Source organism: Pseudomonas sp. A34-9, from assembly GCF_029543085.1.
Lineage (GTDB): Bacteria > Pseudomonadota > Gammaproteobacteria > Pseudomonadales > Pseudomonadaceae > Aquipseudomonas.
This window is the reverse complement of the sequence record NZ_CP119967.1, coordinates 586735-605610: the sequence shown is the minus strand read 5'-3', so window position 1 is coordinate 605610 and position 18876 is coordinate 586735. Positions and strand designations below refer to the sequence as shown.

Below are 18876 nucleotides of genomic sequence, written 5' to 3'. Positions count from 1 at the left end.
TCCCTGTGTAGGAGCTGCCGAAGGCTGCGATCTTTTGATCTTTAATTACAACTGCCCGTCGCGATCACGGAAACCCAGCAGATACAGCACGCCATCCAGCCCCAGAGTCGAGATCGCCTGCTTCGCCGACTGCTTGACCAGCGGCTTGGCACGGAACGCCACGCCCAAACCGGCAATCGCCAGCATCGGCAGGTCATTCGCGCCGTCGCCGACCGCGATGGTCTGCTCCAGACGCAAACCTTCCTTGTGCGCCAGCTCTTTGAGCAGATCAGCCTTGCGCTGGGCATCGACAATCGGCTCGATCGCCACGCCGGTGCACTTGCCGTCGACCACTTCCAGCTCGTTGGCGAACACGTAGTCGATGCCGAGCTTGGCCTGCAGTTGTTTGGCGAAATAGGTGAAGCCGCCGGACAGAATCGCGGTCTTGTAACCCAGACGCTTGAGTTCGGCGAACAGCGTTTCGGCGCCCTCGGTCAGGCGCAGCGAAGCGCCGATCGAGTCGAGTACGCTGACGTCGAGGCCTTTGAGCAAGGCCAGGCGTTCTTTGAAGCTGGCGCGGAAGTCCAGTTCGCCGGCCATGGCGCGCTCGGTGATTTCGGACACCTGCTCGCCGACGCCGGCAGCCTTGGCCAGTTCGTCGATGACTTCAGCTTCAATCAGCGTCGAGTCCATGTCGAATACCGCCAGGCGACGGTTGCGACGGAACAGCGAATCTTCCTGAAAGGCGATGTCGACATTCAGTTCCTGCGCGACACTGAGGAATTCAGCGCGCAACGCCTGCGGATCGGCCGCTTCGCCACGCACGGAGAACTCGATGCAGCCCTTGCCTTTGTCGGCCGGCGTGTCCAGCGGCATGCGACCCGACAGACGGTCGATGTGATCGATGTTCAAGCCATATTTGGCGGTGATCGAACTGACGGCCTGCAATTGTCCGGCGGTCACTTTGCGGGTCAACAGGGTGACGATGTGGCGTTTCTTGCCCTGATTGCCCACCCATTGCTGGTAATCCTCTTCGGACACCGGGGTGAAGCGCACCTGCTGGTCGAGCTCGTAGCCCTTGAACAGGATGTCCTTGAGCACGGATTTACCCTGCTCGGAATCGGGAATTTCAACCAGGATGCCGAACGACAGGGTGTCGTGGATCACCGCCTGACCGATGTCGAGAATGTTCACACCACCTTGTGCCAGAACACCGGTAATGGCTGCCGTCAGACCCGGACGGTCGACTCCCGTGATGTTAATCAGGACGATTTCGCGCAACGCGCACCCCCGCAACTGGAAAAAAACCGCATTCTACCCACTTTCAGTGACCATCGGGCACCGCGAGCGCTTTGCCGGTCTAGGGCCTGTCGCTATACTGCGCGTCAACTTCACGGACAAAAGAGCCGAGCTCAGTGAACCGGCCCACGCCAGTTAAAACCGATAACTTCTTCCTGCTGATCTTCCGTGCACTGCGCCACCGCCGTGTACCGATTGCATTGCGCATTGCCAGCCATAACGTGATCCTGGTCGCTCTGGCCCTGGTGATCTATGCCGGCGTGATGGGTTTGCAATTCAAGCAGGCCATGCACCAGCAGGCCGATGCGCTGGGCGAAAGCCTGACCACGCAGACCGCGACCTCTGCCACGGAGCTGTTGGTGTCCAACGACATCCTCAGCCTCAATGTGCTGCTCAACAACCTGACCAAGAACAAACTGGTGGCCCACGCGGCGATCTATAGCGTGGATAACCGTATCCTCGCCGAGTCCGGTCAGCGCCCCAAGCACAGCCTGCTGGGCGAAGCAGAAGGCATGTACGAGAGCAAGATCACCTTCCAGGACGTGACCGCCGGGCAACTGCGCATCAGCCTGGACATGGATCAGTTCCAGCAGCCAATGACCATCAGCCTCCAAAGCATGGGCATTCTCAGCGGTATCCTGTTGGCGCTGTCGCTGGCCCTGAGCCTGCGCATGGGGCGCTATCTGTCGACGCCGCTGCTGCAATTGCGCGTCTGGTTGCGTCGTATCGACGAACACACGCCGGGCATCGATCGTCAGGATGAAATCGGCGATCTGGCGCGGCAGCTGCACGCCAACTACGCGCCGGAGCCTGCACCTGAACCGGAGCCGGAATTCGAGGACGAAGAAGACGAGCCGGAATTCGAGGTGCGCAACTTGCGTGATCCGAGTTTCGACGAAACCCGTCCGATGGCCGCGCAGAAGCCTGCGCCGCGGCATCTGGTCAGCACCGTCGAAGATGATGATGACGATGACGCCTTCGCCGACCTGCGCGACGAGTCGCTCAATGACGCCCCCCAACCCGTCGTACGCCAACCGTCTCCAAGCGTGCCGCAGCACACCGCCGTGCTGGCCGTGCAACTGGGCTCGCAGGAACAACTGCGCCGCTTGCCACGGGCACGCCTGGAAGAGTTGCAGGAGCGCTATCGTGACTGCCTCGACCAGGCCGCTTCGCTGTATCAGGGCGAAATCGAAACCCTGAACGACGGCAGCACACTGATGCTGTTCCACACCGAAGACAGCGGCGACGATTACCTGACCAACGCGATCTGCTGCGGCGAACTGCTGCGGGCGCTCGGTCATCAGTTGCAGATCGAAGTCGCGGACAGCGGCATCACCCTGCAATTGCAGTTGGGCCTGACCTTGGGTGACGAGCTGTTTGGCCTGAGCCAGATTGATCTGCTGCTGACCGATTCGGCGCAGGATGCGTTGGCCTTGTCGCAACACAGCCGCAACCTGCTGCTGGTCGAGCGCAAGATCAGTGACGATGCGCTGATTCGCCAGCGTGCACGGATCCGCCCGATTGCCAGCCCTGAGGGGGCTTGCTGCGTGGAGCGGTTGATGGAGCCTTATCCGTCGATGCTGGAACGGCAACTGGCGCGGATGCATGAGCGCCGGGCGTAAGTCCTAGGTTCGGCTAAACAAGAAGCCCGCAGACGAGTGATTGTCTGCGGGCTTTTTGTGGGTGACTGAAAAGCCCCTCACCCTAGCCCTCTCCCAGAGGGAGAGGGGACCGATTGGGGGATATTCTGGAGCTACACCGACTTGAACGCCTTGCTTTGAATCCATAATCGCCAGGATCTTTCAGGTCGACGTATGACGCAAGACACCTCGGTCAGTCCCCTCTCCCTCCGGGAGAGGGTTAGGCGGGCGGCGTTCCGATGAGGGGCTTTTGATCTTCTACACGCCCCCAGACACAACAAAGCCCGCACAAGGCGGGCTCTGTCTTGACTCAAACCAGGCTTAGAAGCGGAACACTTCCATATCGGTACGAATCGGTGATGCCATCGGAATCTTCGGCTGCTTCTCGGCTTCCGCCGCCGGCGCTGCCGGCTTCGGTGCTGCCTTACGCGGTGCCTCGGCCACAGGTGGCTGATTGGCCAGCGGCTTGAGCGCCACCGACAGTTGCTCGGCCAGACGCTGCAACAGAATCCCTTGCGCCTGCACCTGCGAAGCCGTACTACCGGCATGCAGCTCTTGCAGATGAACGATGCGGTTGTCGCGTACCTGACCACGACGGTCGATCAGACGCCACTGCGCATCAAGAATCGCCGGTTGTTTTTCACCCGAGTCCAGACGCGTGATGGTCAGCAACACCTGCACATCCGGAGTGAACCCACCGGTTGCCGGCGCCAGTACCACACGCTGGCTGTCCAGATGCCCCGCCACCTGACGCATCAACAACTGATCGATATCCGACGAAAGGCTACCCGCCCAACGACCGTCGGTCGCCGCTTGCAGACTGCCGTCCGGTTGACGTTGCAGCAATGTCTCGCGTTGCAGGTAATCGGCTACCACTACCGGGCCTAACAAAACCGCCATGCCTGCGCTTTGCGCAGGCTGAACCGGACTTCCGCTGTCCAGTTGATACAGCGACACCGGCTGGTGAACGCTGCAACCCGCCAGGCCCAAAACGCCGGCGAGCAGGAAAATAAGGGGGCGCAGAGCAGTCATCATCCCGTCCAGGTGGCCGCCACAAGGCTGACCACAGTGAAAATACTCAATAAATATGAAGAACGCTCGGCCACGCCGGCGTTTGGAAAGGCCATATCATCCGTGAATATGCGTTCCGACTCCAGCGCCAAAGCGTCGATCTACGCGTTAAATCGTAGATCGAGCGCTCTAGGGCGCTTAATTGAGGTTTTCGACGAGCAGCGCATCCACCCGCTGGAAGCCCCTCGGGAGTTTATTCCCGCGACGGCCACGCTCACCTTTGTAGTGTTCGAGGTCGTCGGCTTTCAGCGACAGGGTCCGTTTTCCGGCCTGCAGCACCAACGTGGCGCCTTCCGGAAGCACGGCGATGTCCGTGACATATTCTTCGCGACTGGCCACACGTTCACCGGAAATACCGATGATCTTGTTGCCTTTGCCCTTCCCTAATTGTGGCAGATCGCTGATTTTGAAGATCAGCAGGCGACCTTCGGTCGTGACCGAGGCCAGCCAGTTCTGTTCACGATCGGCCACCGGACGTGGCGCGATCACTTTGGCGTTGTTCGGCAGACTCAACAGGGCTTTACCGGCCTTGTTCTTGGCTTGCAGGTCTTCGCCTTTAACCACAAAACCGTAACCGGCGTCGGAAGCGATCACGTACAACGCGTCATCTTCCGGCATCAACACGCATTCGAAGGTCGCGCCCGGTGGCGGTGTCAGACGACCCGTCAACGGTTCACCCTGGCCACGCGCCGACGGCAGCGTATGGGCGGCAACCGAATAGCTGCGGCCGGTGGAGTCAATCACCACGGCAGACTGGTTGGAACGCCCCGCCGCCGAGGTCTTGAAGCCATCGCCCGCCTTGTACGACAGGCCGGTGGCGTCGATCTCGTGACCTTTGGCCGAACGGATCCAGCCTTTTTCCGACAACACCACGGTGACTTTTTCGTTCGGCAGCAGATCGTGCTCGGTCAACGCTTTCGCTTCGGTACGCTCGACGATTGGCGAACGGCGGTCATCGCCATAGGTTTCGGCGTCCTTGATCAGCTCGGTACGCACCAGCTTCTTCAGCTTGGCTTCGCTGCCCAGCAGCGCTTGCAGCTTGGCTTGTTCCTTGAGCAGCTCGTCCTGCTCGTCGCGCAGTTTCATCTCTTCCAGTCGCGCCAACTGCCGCAGACGGGTGTCGAGGATGTAGTCGGCCTGAATCTCGCTCAGGGCGAAGCGCTCGATCAGCTTGGCCTTCGGATGCTCCTCGGTGCGGATGATGTGAATCACTTCATCGAGGTTGAGGTAAGCGATCAACAAACCGTCCAACAGGTGCAGACGACGCTCGACCTTGTCGAGGCGGAATTGCAGGCGGCGACGCACGGTCTGCACGCGGAATTCCAGCCACTCGACCAGCAACGCGCGCAGGTTTTTCAGCTGCGGCTTGCCGTCCAGACCGATGATGTTGACGTTGACCCGGTAGGTCGACTCCAGCTCGGTGCTGGCGAACAGGTGCTGCATCAGTGCGTCGTGATCGACGCGGCTGTTGACCGGAATGATCACGATGCGGCATGGGTTTTCGTGGTCGGATTCGTCGCGCAGGTCAGCGATCTGCGGGGCTTTCGACGGTTTCGCCTGCATCAGCGCGGCGATCTGCTCCAACACTTTGGCGCCGGAGACCTGGTGCGGCAGCGCGGTGACGATGATGTCGCCGTCCTCGACGTGATACACGGCGCGCATGCGCACCGAGCCCTTGCCGGTTTCGTACATTTTCAGCAGGTCGGCGCGCGGCGTGATGATTTCCGCTTCGGTCGGATAGTCCGGGCCCTGAATGTGTTCGCAGAGCTGTTCGACCGTGGCTTTCGGCTCATCGAGCAGACGCACGCACGCAGTCGCGACTTCGCGCAGGTTGTGCGGCGGCACGTCAGTGGCCATGCCCACGGCGATGCCGGTGGTGCCGTTGAGCAGAATGTTCGGCAGGCGCGCCGGCAGCACCAGCGGCTCCTGCAGGGTGCCGTCGAAGTTCGGGCCCCAGTCGGCAGTGCCCTGGCCGAGTTCGCTGAGCAGCACTTCGGAATAACGCGACAGGCGCGCTTCGGTGTAACGCATGGCGGCGAAGGACTTCGGATCGTCCGGCGCACCCCAGTTACCCTGGCCGTCGACCAGCGTGTAGCGATAGCTGAACGGCTGGGCCATCAGCACCATCGCTTCGTAGCACGCCGAGTCGCCGTGCGGGTGGAATTTACCGAGCACGTCGCCGACGGTACGCGCCGACTTCTTGTGCTTGGAATCGGCGTCCAGGCCCAACTCGCTCATCGCATAAATGATGCGACGCTGTACCGGTTTCAGACCGTCGCCGATATGCGGCAAGGCACGGTCCATGATCACGTACATAGAGTAGTTGAGGTAGGCACTTTCGGTGAAGTCGGCCAGCGAGCGGCGTTCTACACCGTCCAGGCTGAGATCAAGGGGGTTGCTCATGCAGGCCTCATCGGTTCGTTGTCTGGCGCAGCAGCATGGTGCCACCGCGCTGAGTAAATTCAAGTTTGTTCAGGGCGCTCATGCCGAGCAGCACCTGATCGCCATGCAGCCCCGGCGCGACCAGTGCGCGGACGTCCCGCAGCACGATGTCGCCCAGTTGCAGGCGGTCGATTTTGGTCCGATAACCCTGGCTCAGGCCGTTGGCCGTGCTCAGGGTCACACCGAAACCTTCTTCCAGCTTCAAACGCTTGGCCAGATCCGCCGGGATCGCTACATCGGTTGCGCCGGTGTCGAGCATGAACTCCACCGGTTCGCCGTTGATCTGACCGCTGGCGACAAAATGCCCTTGGGCGTTGCCGGCCAGCTTCACTTCGATAAAACCTTCGCCCTGCTCCGAGCTGACCACCACGTTCGGATTCTGCTGGCGCTGTTCCCACTGGCCGAAAAACCGCGTGGCCAGAAACAGTGCCGCGCACCACGCCAGAATCATCAGCACCCGCCCGGCGCGCTTGCCCGGTGGTTGCTGGCTCACGGCTTGGCGCTCCAGCCGCCGTCCGGCGCGGCAAAGCGCCAGACGATCGGGCGCTTTTCGCCGTCGTTGCGGACACCATCATTATTGTCGATACCGATCCAGGCGCCCTGCGCATCCACCACCAGCGCTTCCGCCAGGCCGTAGGCCTGTGAGTACTGGCGCTGTGGCTGCAAGGCATCTTCGGCATACGACCAGCATTGCTCGACCTTGGCGGTCACCGCATCGCGGCGGCAAATCTGAAAGGCGTTGCGTTCAAGGGTAAACAGCTTGCCGTTGAACAGCGAGAGATCAGCGAAGTCCCGCGAAACGGCGCGGGCCTTGGGAAATTGCGGCGGCTGCATCTCGACCCCGGCTTCGCTGAGCAGCACGCAAGCACCGTCACAATCCCAGACCGTTTGCTGGCGCTTGATCTTCAGCAAGCCACGACGCTCACGCTCGGCCGCCAGCCATAACTGATCGCCCGCCGGATTGATCGCCAGACCTTCGAACAGCGCATTGAAGTGCAACAACATGCCACTGGCCCGGGCTTCTTTCACCAGCATCGGTGAGATTTTCAGCCACGACGCCGGGCCTTGTGGCGGCACTTGCAACACGGCGGCATGGGCCTCGCTGACGATGTAGCGATTGCCGGCGCTGTCGCAGGTAATACCCTCGAAATCCAGATCACCGCCACGGATGAACGACGCCGCCCAGGTGCGCGAACTCAAGCCCCACGGCAAACCGCTGTCCGGCACCGGCGGCACGTCAATGTGCAGCGTTTCCGCCTGCCAGACCTGATCAGCGGTTTTCAGCCGGTAGATCTGGTCGTCATCGCGGTCAGACACCGTCCACAACTCATTGCCGCACAGCGCCAGCCCCGACAGATTGCCGCCGCGCATGCCGTCGACCGGATGCTCGGAGAGCAGGCGCAATTCCTGTAACGGCTCGGCCGATACCGTCATCGCACTCAGCAGCAAGGCACCCGCCAAGGCCCAGCCAAACCGCATCAGGCCAGGACCTCGGCGAGGTTGCCTTTGGATTCGAGCCAGGTCTTGCGGTCACCGGCGCGTTTCTTCGCCAGCAGCATGTCCATCATTTCCGAGGTTTCGGCAAAATCTTCACCCAGCGTCAGTTGCACCAGGCGCCGGGTGTTCGGGTCCATGGTGGTTTCGCGCAGCTGCGGCGGGTTCATTTCACCCAGACCTTTGAATCGGGTGACCTGTGGTTTGCCGCGTTTCTTCTCGGCGACCAGACGATCAAGAATGCCGTCGCGCTCGGCTTCGTCGAGGGCGTAGTAGATCTCTTTACCCAAGTCGATGCGGTACAGCGGCGGCATCGCCACGTAGACGTGACCGGCATCCACCAGCGGGCGGAAATGCTGGACGAACAACGCGCAAAGCAGCGTGGCAATGTGCAGACCGTCGGAGTCGGCGTCGGCGAGGATGCAGATCTTGCCGTAACGCAACTGGCTCATGTCCGCCGCGCCCGGATCGACACCGATGGCCACGGCAATGTTGTGTACTTCCTGGCTGGCGAGCACTTCGCTACCGTCGACTTCCCAGGTGTTGAGGATCTTGCCGCGCAACGGCAGGATCGCCTGGAATTCCTTGTCCCGCGCTTGCTTGGCGGAACCGCCGGCGGAATCACCTTCGACCAGGAACAGTTCGGAACGCATCGGGTCCTGACCGGCGCAGTCGGCCAGTTTGCCCGGCAACGCGGGGCCCTGCGTGACGCGTTTACGTTCGACCTTTTTGCTCGCCTTGAGGCGGCGACCGGCGTTGTTGATCGCCAGTTCGGCCAGGGCCAGACCGGTTTCCGGGTTAGCGTTGAGCCACAGGCTGAAAGCGTCTTTGACCACACCGGAAACGAACGCCGCCGCTTCACGGGACGACAGACGCTCTTTGGTCTGGCCGGAGAACTGCGGTTCCTGCATTTTCATCGACAGGACGAAAGCGATTCGTTCCCAGACGTCTTCCGGCGCCAGCTTCACGCCGCGTGGCAGCAGGCTGCGGAATTCGCAGAACTCGCGCATCGCATCTAGCAGGCCCTGACGCAAACCGTTGACGTGGGTACCGCCCTGCGCCGTCGGGATCAGGTTGACGTAGCTTTCCTGCACCGCGTCGCCACCTTCCGGCAGCCACAGCAGCGCCCAGTCGACGGCTTCTTTGTTACCGGCAAAGGCGCCGCAGAATGGCTCGTCCGGCAGGCGTTCGAATTCGCTGACGGCGTCGACCAGATACGAGCGCAGGCCGTCTTCGTAATGCCACTCGACTTTCTCGCCGGTGCCTTTGTCTTCAAAGCTGACCAGCAAGCCCGGGCATAGAACAGCCTTGGCCTTGAGGACGTGCTTGAGGCGGCTGATGGAGAATTTTGGTGAATCGAAATACTTCGGATCCGGCGCGAAGTACACGCTGGTGCCGGTATTGCGTTTACCGACGGTGCCGACGATTTCCAGCTCCGAGGCTTTGAAGCCGTCGGTGAAGGTCATCTGGTATTCGTTACCGTCACGCTTTACGCGCACGCGCACTTCGGTCGACAAGGCGTTGACCACGGAAATACCCACGCCGTGCAGACCGCCGGAGAACTGGTAGTTCTTGTTGGAAAACTTGCCGCCCGCGTGGAGCTTGGTGAGGATCAGCTCAACACCCGACACGCCCTCTTCCGGGTGAATGTCGACCGGCATGCCACGACCGTCGTCGCTGACTTCCAGCGAGTGGTCGGCGTGCAGGATGACCTGTACCGATTTGGCGTGACCGGCCAGGGCTTCGTCAACGCTGTTGTCGATGACTTCCTGGGCAAGGTGGTTCGGCCGACTGGTGTCGGTGTACATGCCGGGGCGTTTGCGCACCGGGTCGAGGCCCGAGAGGACTTCGATGGCGTCGGCGTTATAAGAGCTAGCGCTGGGAGTGGCCATAGGGTCTCGTCGTCAGTCATTCATGAAATAGGGGCAAGACTTCACAATGCGGTGAAATCGATTGCCTGATACACATCGGCGCCAATGCCGGCAAAACTCAGCAACGCCGGCAATTGCCCGGCGAAACCCTGAAAACTGTGGTCGCCGCCGGCCTGAATACGCAGGGCGCAGGCGCGGTAATACTGCTGGGCGAGGCGATAATCCAGTGTTTCATCGCCGGTCTGCAACCAGACCTGATAGCGCTGTGCATCCTGGGGTGCCGGCACTTCCAGTTCGGCCAGAGCCGTTACGTGGTCGTGGGTCAATTCCCAGGTTTCATCGGTATACAGGTTTTTCTGCGTGCCCAGATAGCCGTCGAACATCCGGTGCGGGCTGACCGCCGGGTTGACCAGCAGGGCTTTCAGGCCATGGCGCTCGGCCAGGTGAGTCGCATAGTAGCCGCCGAGTGAGCTTCCCACCAGCAGCGGGCTGCCCAGTTCGGCAATCGCATGTTCCAACTGACCGATGGCTTCGCGCGGGTGGTGATGCAGGGCTGGAACCCGCAGGTGTTCGCTCAAACCCAGCCGCTCCATCACCGCGACCAGCTGACAGGCCTTTTTCGAGGCCGGAGCGCTGTTGAAACCGTGGATATAGAGGATCGAACCGGACATTTGAGCTCCCTGGGTGTCGGTTTGGGTTTGCGGAGTTTACAGGGAGAGAAGAGCGGATTGGGGGTGGTTTCAAGAAATTGGTCATTCAGCGGGGGCAGCCCTCACCCTAGCCCTCTCCCAGAGGTAGAGGGGACTGATTGGGGGATATTCAAGAGCTACACCGACTTGAGCGAGCTTCAGCGAATCCATAATCGACACATTCTTTCAGGTCGATGGATAATGCCAGACACCTCGGTCAGCCCCCTCTCCCTCCGGGAGAGGGTTGGGGTGAGGGGTTTTTGATTGGCAATCAGTAACCGTCAGAGCCGTAATCGATAGTGAAGGCGAAGTCGGTGACGCGTTCGACGCCGGTTTCCAGCCGCCCATCCGGCAACAACCGCAACCAGCGATACCCCGGCGCCTGCTCACCGACCTTGAAGTCCTCACTGCCCGGTTCAAACTGGATGCAGGTCGACGGCGACGCCATCAAGCGCACGCCATTGCGCTGGCGATCAATCTCCTGATGCACATGCCCCCACAACACCGCGCGGGCCTGTGGAAAACGATCCAGCACCTCGAAAAACGCCTCGGGATTGCGCAAACCAATCGGCTCCATCCACGCGCAACCGATCGACACCGGGTGATGGTGAAAACAAATCAGATGATGGCGCTCCGGCGCTTCGCTCAGCGAGCGCGCCAGCAGCTGCAATTGATCATCCTGAAGATACCCCGGCACCGAGCCCGGCACTGCCGAATCCAGCAGGGTCACCCGCCAGTTGCCGATATCCACCACAGGCTCCAGCAGCGTGCTCTGCACGGCGGCCTGGGCCATGATCATCGGTTCGTCGTGATTGCCGGGAATCCAGCGCGCCGGCGCGTTGATCTGCGCGCTCATCTGGCGAAACTGCTGGTACGACTCCAGCGTGCCGTCCTGCGAGATATCGCCGGTGGCCAGCATCAGGTCGATCTGCGGCTGCTGCCCCAGCACCAACTCGATGACCTTTTGCAGGCTTTCACGGGTGTTCATGCCCAGCAGCGTGCCGTGCGCTTCAGCGAACAGATGGCTGTCGGACAACTGCACCAGCAGCGGCGAATCGGCGGAGGTCAACGTGGATACGCTCGGCAAGGCGTTCTCCCAGGGCAAAAAGCACGGAATCGATAGTGCCGCAATTATGCTGGGGGATCACTGAAAGAGGAAACTGCCGAACCGGACGCAGTTCACAACTAGCGTACGACTTCGTACTCGTGCCCCAACGCCAGGCAATGACTCAGCCATTCCCCCAGGAACAGATTGAGCTGGGCCTTTTCATCTGGCTGATGCATCGCCGCGTTCGGGTAAGGATAGATGCCGCGAAAGCGTCGTGCATGCTCGGCGCTGACCACTTCGGCCATGCGCGCGTCGTGATAGACCTGCACTTCCAGTTGCGGCACCGGCAGCCACGGCAGGCTGTGTTCCTGACGCACTTGCAACGTCGTGGTGTAAGGGCAGGTTTGCAACACTTCGAGGGCCAGCACGCCGAGCATCTGCTCGCCCTGGGTCACGGCGATGCGCCGCGCCTCGGGCTCGTTGCGCATGTCCGGTAGCAGTCGCATCAGGCGCGCGTAGTTGGCCTCGCAGGCGGCTTGCAGCCCCGCGAGGTCGACTCGATAGCGATCGCGCAACTTGTTTACGACCATAACCCCCTCACTTCGGCGCGGTTCAGCGCCAGCCACTGCAACGCGATGATGCTCGCCGCATTGGCAATGCGTCCGTCACGGACGGCCTGCAAGGCATCTTCAAAGGCCCAGACCGTGACGCGGATATCTTCTGCCTCTTCTTCCAGGCCATGCAGGCCACCTACGCCTTCGGTACTGCAACGCCCCAGATACAAATGCACGAACTCGTTGCTGCCGCCCGGCGACGGGAAATATTGGGTCATCGGCCACAGGGCCTTGATGTCCAGCCCAGCTTCCTCCTGCGCTTCGCGGCGAGCAACTTCTTCCGGCACTTCTGCCTTGTCGATCAGACCAGCGACCAGTTCGACCAGCCACGGATTGTCGGTCTTGCCCATGGCGCCGACGCGGAACTGCTCGATCAACACCACCTCGTCGCGCTGCGGATCGTAAGGCAGCACACACACGGCATCGTGGCGCACAAAGACTTCACGGTTGATCTCGCGGCTCATGCCGCCGGCGAACAATTCATGACGCAGGTGCAAACGGTCGAGCTTGTAAAAGCCCTCGTAACAACGTTCGCGGCGCACGACGTCGACGGTGGTCGGAATGGCGTTGGCAAAATCGGTCATGAGCATCCTCGTCTACTGCAAATCCATTACGAGATTCCTGTTATTGGCAACCTCGACTTCGCGCCATCCTAACGCGCCCGCACCGTTTGATGCAGCCCCTTTACCGTCAGCGGGATGGACGGTGGAGGCGAAACCCACTCTAATTAGCTTAGTGGCGAACTGACTGCTTCTGCGAGAGTCGAAGCGGATATCTTTTTGCCTTCCCTTGCTTTCGAAAGGACGCCCATGTCGCTTTTCAAAATTGCCTCCGTGGCCGCCATTGCCCTGACTCTGGGGGCGTGCGCCAGCCTGTTCCAGCCCAACTACCGCACGCCGCTGGAAACCACCCGCGATGCCTCGGAACAACTGAAACCGGGTTGTTCCAACCCTGACTGCCCACTGGTGAACATCGACACCCTGCGCTTCCCGGCCGAACCGGCACTGGACGGCATCATCGAAAAACGCCTGCTGCAAATGACCCGCACCGAGAAAAACGCCCCGGTGGCGCCAACCCTGGCCGCCTACCGCGATCAGTTTCTGGCCAGCGCCGGTCCGCGCAACAGCAGCTACCTGCAAGCGAAAGTACGCGAGCAGCATGACGGCTTGGTGATCATCGAGGTGTCGAGCTACCTCGACACCGGCGGTGCGCACGGCACCCCGGGTCGCGGTTTCATCAACTATTCGCGCCAGCAGCACAAGGTGCTGAACCTGTCCGACATGCTCGTGCCGGGTCAGGAAGAGGCGTTCTGGAAAGCGGCGCAGGTCGCGCACAACAGCTGGTTGATCAGCACCAAGCTCGATCAGGAGCCGGAGTTCGTGGCGAACTGGCCGTTCGTGAAAACCGCGAACGTGGCGCTGACCTATGGCGGCGTGATCCTCAAGTACGACGTGACCACCATTGCGCCTTACGCGCTGGGCCACGTCGAACTGAAGATTCCTTATCCGCGTCTGAACGGCATTCTCAAGCCTGAGCTGTTTCCCGGCCGTAACTGAAGGCCCGGCCCAGCACTAGCTGCAACAGCCCTGCCAGGACCAGCGCCGGCAGGGTTGCGCCGACATCCGGATACAGATTCGCCAGCAAGTGGTAGGTGCTCACGCCACCCAGCCACGCCAACAACGCCGGCCAGCGCAAGGCGGCTGACGCCACTTGAGCGCTGCGCTTGCGCAGGATGAAGTGATCGACCAGCACCACGCCGAAGAGCGGCGCAAACACCGAACCGATCAGCAGCAGGAAATTCTGGTACTGCGCCAACGGCGCCAGCAGTGCGATCAGCGTGCAGATCACGCCGATGGCCAAGGCCAGATGCTCGACTTTCAGGCGCAACAGAATCCCGCTGGACACCGCTGCCGAGTGAATGTCGGCGAAGGCGTTTTCCGACTCATCCAACAGAATCAGCAACAGCGGAATGCCCAGTCCGGCGCCGGCCAGTGCCAGCAGCAACGCATTGACTTCACCGCTCGGCGCGAAGGCCAGGGTGTAAGCGACGCCAAGGCTCATCAGCCAAAAATTGCCGATGAAGAAACCGACGGCGGTGCCACCGAAAACATTCTTCGCCCGCTTGCCGAAACGCGAGTAGTCGGCGATCAGCGGCAGCCACGACAGCGGCATCGCGATGGCAATGTCGAAGCCCACGGCGAACGGCATCGAACCGTCCCCGGCACGCGACCAGAGATCAGCCAGATCGGCTTTGGCGAACAGGTTCCAGGTCAGCCAGAGGCACGCCGCCAATAACAGCCAGATACCCCACTTGCGCAGGATCTGCCGCACGAAAGTCAGCGGCCCGCTGACCGCGAGCAAGGTGGCCAGAGCACCGAAAAACAACGTCCACAACATTGGGTTCGACCACAATGAACCTTCGCTGAACGCACGAGTGCCGAGCAGGCTGGCAGCGTCGCGCATGACGATGATTTCGAACGAGCCCCAACCAATCAGTTGCAGCAAATTGAGCAGCGCTGGCAGGCTCGCGCCTTTGCTACCGAGGCTGAGTTTCAGCGCGGCCATCGACGACAGGCCGGTGTCGCTGCCGATCACACCGACAGCGGCCAGCAACAGCACGCCCACCAGCGTGCCGAGAAAAATCGCCAGCAGCGAACCGGACAGGCCCAAACCTGGCGCGAGCAATGCGCCGGTCTGCAGAACCATCAGGCCGATGCCAAGGGAGAACCACAGGGAAAACAGATCGCGACCGCCGAAGACACGCTTGTCGGCGGGTACGGCGAGGTCGGGGGAATAAGTGCTGGGTTGAATGCTCAAGGGTGTTATCTCAAAAAAGAAGCAGAGAAAAAGCTGCAAGCTGCGAGCTACAAGTTAGAAGCAGTGCGCGGACTGCTTCTGATCTTGCCGCTTGTAGCTTGCCGCTCGGGGCTAGACTTTCTTGTACAGCTGACTGCCTTCCTTCTTGAACCGCTCGGCCTGTTCCGCCAGGCCTTGGGCGACGTCCACGTCGACCGCGTCGATCCGCTGGTTGGCCGCGTATTCGCGGACTTCCTGAGTGATCTTCATCGAGCAGAATTTCGGCCCGCACATCGAACAGAAGTGCGCGACCTTCGCCGAATCCTTCGGCAGGGTTTCATCGTGATACGAACGGGCGGTGTCCGGATCAAGTCCCAGGTTGAACTGGTCTTCCCAACGGAATTCGAAGCGCGCCTTGCTCAAGGCGTTGTCGCGAATCTGCGCGCCCGGATGGCCTTTCGCAAGGTCCGCTGCGTGGGCAGCGATCTTGTAGGTGATGATCCCGGTCTTCACGTCATCCTTGTTCGGCAGGCCCAAGTGCTCCTTCGGCGTCACGTAGCAGAGCATCGCGCATCCGAACCAGCCGATCATCGCCGCACCGATACCCGAGGTGATGTGGTCGTAACCCGGCGCGATATCGGTGGTCAGTGGGCCGAGGGTGTAGAACGGCGCCTCGTCGCAGCACTCCAGCTGCTTGTCCATGTTCTCTTTGATCAACTGCATCGGCACGTGGCCCGGGCCTTCGATCATGCACTGCACGTCGTGTTTCCAGGCGATCTTGGTCAGTTCGCCGAGGGTCTCCAGTTCGCCGAATTGCGCTTCATCGTTGGCGTCGGCAATCGAGCCCGGACGCAGGCCATCGCCCAGCGAGAAGCTGACGTCATAGGCCTTCATGATTTCGCAGATTTCGTCGAAGTGGGTGTAGAGGAAGTTCTCTTTGTGGTGCGCCAGGCACCACTTGGCCATGATCGAACCGCCACGGGACACGATGCCGGTCACGCGTTTGGCGGTCAGCGGCACGTAGCGCAACAACACGCCGGCGTGGATGGTGAAGTAATCGACGCCCTGCTCGGCCTGCTCGATCAGCGTGTCGCGGAACAACTCCCAGGTCAGGTCTTCGGCGACGCCATTGACCTTTTCCAGCGCCTGATAAATCGGCACGGTACCGATCGGCACTGGCGAGTTGCGGATGATCCACTCGCGGGTTTCGTGAATGTGCTTGCCGGTGGACAAGTCCATCACGGTGTCCGAACCCCAGCGAATGCCCCAGGTCAGTTTCGCCACTTCTTCTTCGATGGACGAACCCAGGGCGCTGTTGCCGATGTTGCCGTTGATCTTCACCAGGAAGTTGCGGCCGATGATCATCGGTTCCAGTTCGACGTGGTTGATGTTGGCCGGAATGATCGCGCGACCACGGGCGATTTCTTCGCGGACGAACTCAGCGGTGATTTCTTTCGGGATGCTCGCGCCGAAGCTGTGGCCAGCGTGTTGCTGCGTCAGCAGACCGGCAGCGCGGGCCTCTTGCAGCTTCATGTTTTCGCGGATGGCGACGTATTCCATCTCGGCGGTGATGATGCCTTTACGCGCGTAGTGCATCTGGCTGACGTTGGCCCCGGCCTTGGCCCGGCGCGGATTGTTGACGTGGGCGAAACGCAGTTTGGTCAGTTCCGGGTCGGCGAGGCGTTCCTGGCCGAAGTTCGAGCTCAGACCTGGCAGACGCTCGGTGTCGCCACGGTCGTCGATCCACGCCGAACGCACATCGCCCAGACCTTTGCGCACATCGATCACCACGTTCGGATCGGTGTACGGACCCGAGGTGTCGTAGACGGTCACCGGCGCGTTGATTTCGCCGCCGAAGTCGGTCGGGGTCACGTCGAGAGTGATTTCGCGCATCGGCACGCGGATGTCCGGGCGCGAGCCCTGAACGTAGACTTTTTGCGAACGGGTGAACGGCTTGACCGATTGCTCGTCGACCTTGGCCGAGTCACTCAGGTTGATCGCGTTTTTTGATTTTGTAGTCATCACGGGCTCTCCAGACAGCATCCAGGCAGTGGATTGTCGGAGCAGAACCTGAAAGGCACGGACGCACCAGGACCGGTGCTGTGCATCGTCGTCGAGCGTTCGATTGTCGAACAATTTCCCGGACGAAGCACAAGAGGACTCGCCGGGTGACGAGAAATCTTGTTCCCTACGCAGGCGCTAACCTGATCAGGTTCAACGGGATCCGAAATTATTCGATCTCAGCCTCATAGCAAGGCACCCCGACAAGAACCCGGCCAGTCTAGACACAACTGGCAAAGAACGCCAACACCGCAGCAAACACCATGATGAATGGCGCAATTGGCAGGACTTGCAGGATTGTTGCCGCAGCAATGCACAACTACACTCGCCTAGCCCCGTTGCGCCTTGACGCTGCGGGGGCCGCGCCGTAGCCTTGGCGCGCACATTATTTCCATAATATTCATGCTAGGGATCGCCTCATGCTGCGCAAACTTTCACTGGCTCTTGCCGTGTCTTGTGCGTCCAACGCAATGGCCTGGGCAGCAGAAGCGCCCTTGTCGAGCAAAACCGATCTGGTCAGCGTCTATCAGGAAGCGGTCGACAACAACGCCGACCTGGCCGCCGCCCGCGCCCAGTACGGCGCACAAAAAGAAGTGGTGCCACAGGCCCGCGCCGGTTTGCTGCCGAATCTGTCCGGCGGCGCCGAAGTCGCCGACGTGCGCACGTCGATCGACCAGCCTTCGGCCATCGCCAATCGCAGCGCGCATTCCTATCAGGCGACACTCGCCCAACCGTTGTTCCGCGCCGATCGCTGGTTCCAGTACCAGGCAGCCAAGGACGTCAACGAGCAGGCTGCATTGCAACTGTCGGCGACCGAACAGAACCTGATCCTGCAATCGGCCGAAAGCTATTTCAACGTGCTGCGCAGTCAGGACAATCTGGCCTCGACCAAGGCAGAAGAAGCCGCATTCAAGCGCCAACTCGATCAGTCCAACGAGCGCTTCGACGTCGGCCTGTCGGACAAGACCGACGTGCTGCAATCGCAAGCCAGCTATGACACCGCGCGGGCCAACCGCATCGTTGCGCAGCGCCAGGTCGATGATGCGTTTGAAGCGCTGATCACTCTGACCAACCGCCAATACAACTCGATTCAGGGCATCGTCCACACCCTGCCGATCCTGCCGCCGGCGCCAAACGACGCCAAGGCCTGGGTCGATACGGCGGCGAAACAGAACCTCAATCTGCTCGCCAGCAACTTCGCCGTCAGCTCGGCCGAACAGACCCTGAAGCAGCGCAAGGCCGGCCATCTGCCGACCCTCGACGCCGTGGCCAAATACGAAAAAGGCGACAACGACGCCCTCGGTTTTGCCAACCCGAATGCCTTCGGCACGCCGTACCGGGGCAACGTCGAACAGAGCACGCTGGGCCTGCAACTGAACATTCCGATCTACAGTGGCGGGTTGACCAGTTCACAAGTGCGCCAGTCGTATGAACAACTGAATCAGAGCGAACAACAGCGCGAATCGCTGCGTCGGCAGATCGTCGAAAACACCCGCAACCTGCACCGCGCGGTCAACACCGATGTCGAGCAGGTGCAGGCGCGCCGCCAGTCGATCATCTCCAACCAGAGTGCTGTCGAAGCGACGGAAATCGGTTATCAGGTCGGTACGCGCAATATCGTTGACGTGCTCGATGCACAGCGTCAGCTGTACACCTCGGTGCGCAACTACAACAACACGCGCTATGACTACATCCTCGACAACCTGCGTTTGAAGCAGGCGGCGGGAACGCTGAACCCGGGTGATCTGGAAGATCTGCGGCGTTATCTGAAAGCCGACTACAACCCGGACAGGGATTTTCTGCCGCCGGATCTGGCCAAGGCTGCCGAGGCGCAGCTCAAGGCTCGGCCTTAAATCAAAAGATCGCAGCGTG

General features: G+C 60.9%; 15 protein-coding genes and 1 riboswitch. Of the genes, 3 read left to right on the top strand and 12 right to left on the bottom strand.

The annotated features are described in order from the left end of the window. Positions 1 to 45: 45 nt before the first annotated feature. Positions 46 to 1260 (bottom strand): phosphoserine phosphatase SerB, encoded by a 1215-nt coding sequence (serB, locus tag P3G59_RS02610; protein ID WP_008079219.1) that lies wholly within the window; start codon positions 1258 to 1260, stop codon positions 46 to 48. A 134-nt stretch (positions 1261 to 1394) separates the two neighbouring features. Here serB and P3G59_RS02605 point away from each other — a divergent pair, with 134 nt between their 5' ends. Next, positions 1395 to 2900 (top strand): AhpA/YtjB family protein, encoded by a 1506-nt coding sequence (locus tag P3G59_RS02605; protein ID WP_277760349.1) that lies wholly within the window; start codon positions 1395 to 1397, stop codon positions 2898 to 2900. Between the two features lie 339 nt (positions 2901 to 3239). Here the strand turns inward: P3G59_RS02605 and P3G59_RS02600 are convergent, their stop codons facing one another. The 9 genes from P3G59_RS02600 to P3G59_RS02560 all read right to left on the bottom strand — a co-directional run bounded on the left by P3G59_RS02600 (position 3240) and on the right by P3G59_RS02560 (position 12731). Further along, positions 3240 to 3950 carry an ABC-type transport auxiliary lipoprotein family protein gene (locus tag P3G59_RS02600; protein WP_277760348.1) on the bottom strand — a complete coding sequence of 237 codons (711 nt, stop codon included), beginning with the start codon at positions 3948 to 3950 and terminating at the stop codon, positions 3240 to 3242. Between the two features lie 177 nt (positions 3951 to 4127). Beyond that, positions 4128 to 6392 (bottom strand): DNA topoisomerase IV subunit A, encoded by a 2265-nt coding sequence (gene parC, locus P3G59_RS02595; protein ID WP_277760347.1) that lies wholly within the window; start codon positions 6390 to 6392, stop codon positions 4128 to 4130. 7 nt (positions 6393 to 6399) lie between these two features. Next, positions 6400 to 6924 carry a TIGR02281 family clan AA aspartic protease gene (locus tag P3G59_RS02590; RefSeq protein ID WP_007915776.1) on the bottom strand — a complete coding sequence of 175 codons (525 nt, stop codon included), beginning with the start codon at positions 6922 to 6924 and terminating at the stop codon, positions 6400 to 6402. Then, the gene (locus P3G59_RS02585) at positions 6921 to 7910 is read right to left on the bottom strand and encodes an esterase-like activity of phytase family protein (RefSeq protein WP_277760346.1); all 990 of its coding nucleotides are present in this window, start codon (positions 7908 to 7910) and stop codon (positions 6921 to 6923) included. Before P3G59_RS02585 ends, P3G59_RS02590 begins: the two co-directional genes overlap by 4 nt. Further along, on the bottom strand, positions 7910 to 9817 hold the full coding sequence (gene parE / locus P3G59_RS02580) for a DNA topoisomerase IV subunit B (RefSeq protein ID WP_277760345.1): 1908 nt from the start codon (positions 9815 to 9817) through the stop codon (positions 7910 to 7912). Before parE ends, P3G59_RS02585 begins: the two co-directional genes overlap by 1 nt. Positions 9818 to 9858: 41 nt before the next feature. After that, positions 9859 to 10467 (bottom strand): YqiA/YcfP family alpha/beta fold hydrolase, encoded by a 609-nt coding sequence (locus tag P3G59_RS02575; protein WP_277760344.1) that lies wholly within the window; start codon positions 10465 to 10467, stop codon positions 9859 to 9861. Between the two features lie 289 nt (positions 10468 to 10756). Then, the gene (gene cpdA, locus P3G59_RS02570; RefSeq protein ID WP_277760343.1) at positions 10757 to 11572 is read right to left on the bottom strand and encodes a 3',5'-cyclic-AMP phosphodiesterase; all 816 of its coding nucleotides are present in this window, start codon (positions 11570 to 11572) and stop codon (positions 10757 to 10759) included. Between the two features lie 98 nt (positions 11573 to 11670). Beyond that, on the bottom strand, positions 11671 to 12123 hold the full coding sequence (locus P3G59_RS02565) for a DUF1249 domain-containing protein (RefSeq protein ID WP_095113480.1): 453 nt from the start codon (positions 12121 to 12123) through the stop codon (positions 11671 to 11673). Next, a complete protein-coding gene (locus P3G59_RS02560) occupies positions 12114 to 12731 on the bottom strand; it encodes an NUDIX domain-containing protein (protein WP_277760342.1) in 618 nt (205 codons plus the stop codon). Before P3G59_RS02560 ends, P3G59_RS02565 begins: the two co-directional genes overlap by 10 nt. Before the next feature lie 225 nt (positions 12732 to 12956). Between P3G59_RS02560 and P3G59_RS02555 the strand changes: the two genes are divergently transcribed. Then, the gene (locus tag P3G59_RS02555) at positions 12957 to 13703 is read left to right on the top strand and encodes an RsiV family protein (RefSeq protein WP_277760341.1); all 747 of its coding nucleotides are present in this window, start codon (positions 12957 to 12959) and stop codon (positions 13701 to 13703) included. Here the strand turns inward: P3G59_RS02555 and cytX are convergent. Together cytX and thiC are read right to left on the bottom strand one after the other, a co-directional pair. Further along, positions 13672 to 14964 carry a putative hydroxymethylpyrimidine transporter CytX gene (gene cytX, locus P3G59_RS02550; protein WP_108224379.1) on the bottom strand — a complete coding sequence of 431 codons (1293 nt, stop codon included), beginning with the start codon at positions 14962 to 14964 and terminating at the stop codon, positions 13672 to 13674. The two genes, P3G59_RS02555 and cytX, sit on opposite strands and share 32 nt — an antisense overlap. Positions 14965 to 15075: 111 nt before the next feature. Continuing rightward, entirely contained in the window at positions 15076 to 16965 is a 1890-nt protein-coding gene (thiC, locus tag P3G59_RS02545; RefSeq protein WP_277760340.1) for a phosphomethylpyrimidine synthase ThiC, read from the bottom strand. Between the two features lie 146 nt (positions 16966 to 17111). Beyond that, positions 17112 to 17217, bottom strand: a riboswitch (TPP riboswitch). 206 nt (positions 17218 to 17423) lie between these two features. On the opposite strand from thiC, the gene P3G59_RS02540 reads away from it, so the two are divergent. Further along, positions 17424 to 18857, top strand: coding sequence for a TolC family outer membrane protein (locus tag P3G59_RS02540; protein ID WP_277760339.1), 1434 nt, complete (start codon positions 17424 to 17426; stop codon positions 18855 to 18857). Positions 18858 to 18876 lie beyond the last annotated feature (19 nt).

What these genes read in the sequence shown, in the direction of transcription:
- P3G59_RS02560 (WP_277760342.1), bottom strand. Translation starts at nt 12,731, where the DNA reads ATGACCGATTTTGCCAACGCCATTCCGACCACCGTCGACGTCGTGCGC.
- P3G59_RS02540 (WP_277760339.1), top strand. Translation starts at nt 17,424, where the DNA reads ATGCTGCGCAAACTTTCACTGGCTCTTGCCGTGTCTTGTGCGTCCAAC.
- P3G59_RS02585 (WP_277760346.1), bottom strand. Translation starts at nt 7,910, where the DNA reads ATGCGGTTTGGCTGGGCCTTGGCGGGTGCCTTGCTGCTGAGTGCGATG.
- P3G59_RS02565 (WP_095113480.1), bottom strand. Translation starts at nt 12,123, where the DNA reads ATGGTCGTAAACAAGTTGCGCGATCGCTATCGAGTCGACCTCGCGGGG.
- P3G59_RS02575 (WP_277760344.1), bottom strand. Translation starts at nt 10,467, where the DNA reads ATGTCCGGTTCGATCCTCTATATCCACGGTTTCAACAGCGCTCCGGCC.
- P3G59_RS02555 (WP_277760341.1), top strand. Translation starts at nt 12,957, where the DNA reads ATGTCGCTTTTCAAAATTGCCTCCGTGGCCGCCATTGCCCTGACTCTG.
- P3G59_RS02600 (WP_277760348.1), bottom strand. Translation starts at nt 3,950, where the DNA reads ATGACTGCTCTGCGCCCCCTTATTTTCCTGCTCGCCGGCGTTTTGGGC.
- parC (WP_277760347.1), bottom strand. Translation starts at nt 6,392, where the DNA reads ATGAGCAACCCCCTTGATCTCAGCCTGGACGGTGTAGAACGCCGCTCG.
- parE (WP_277760345.1), bottom strand. Translation starts at nt 9,817, where the DNA reads ATGGCCACTCCCAGCGCTAGCTCTTATAACGCCGACGCCATCGAAGTC.
- thiC (WP_277760340.1), bottom strand. Translation starts at nt 16,965, where the DNA reads ATGACTACAAAATCAAAAAACGCGATCAACCTGAGTGACTCGGCCAAG.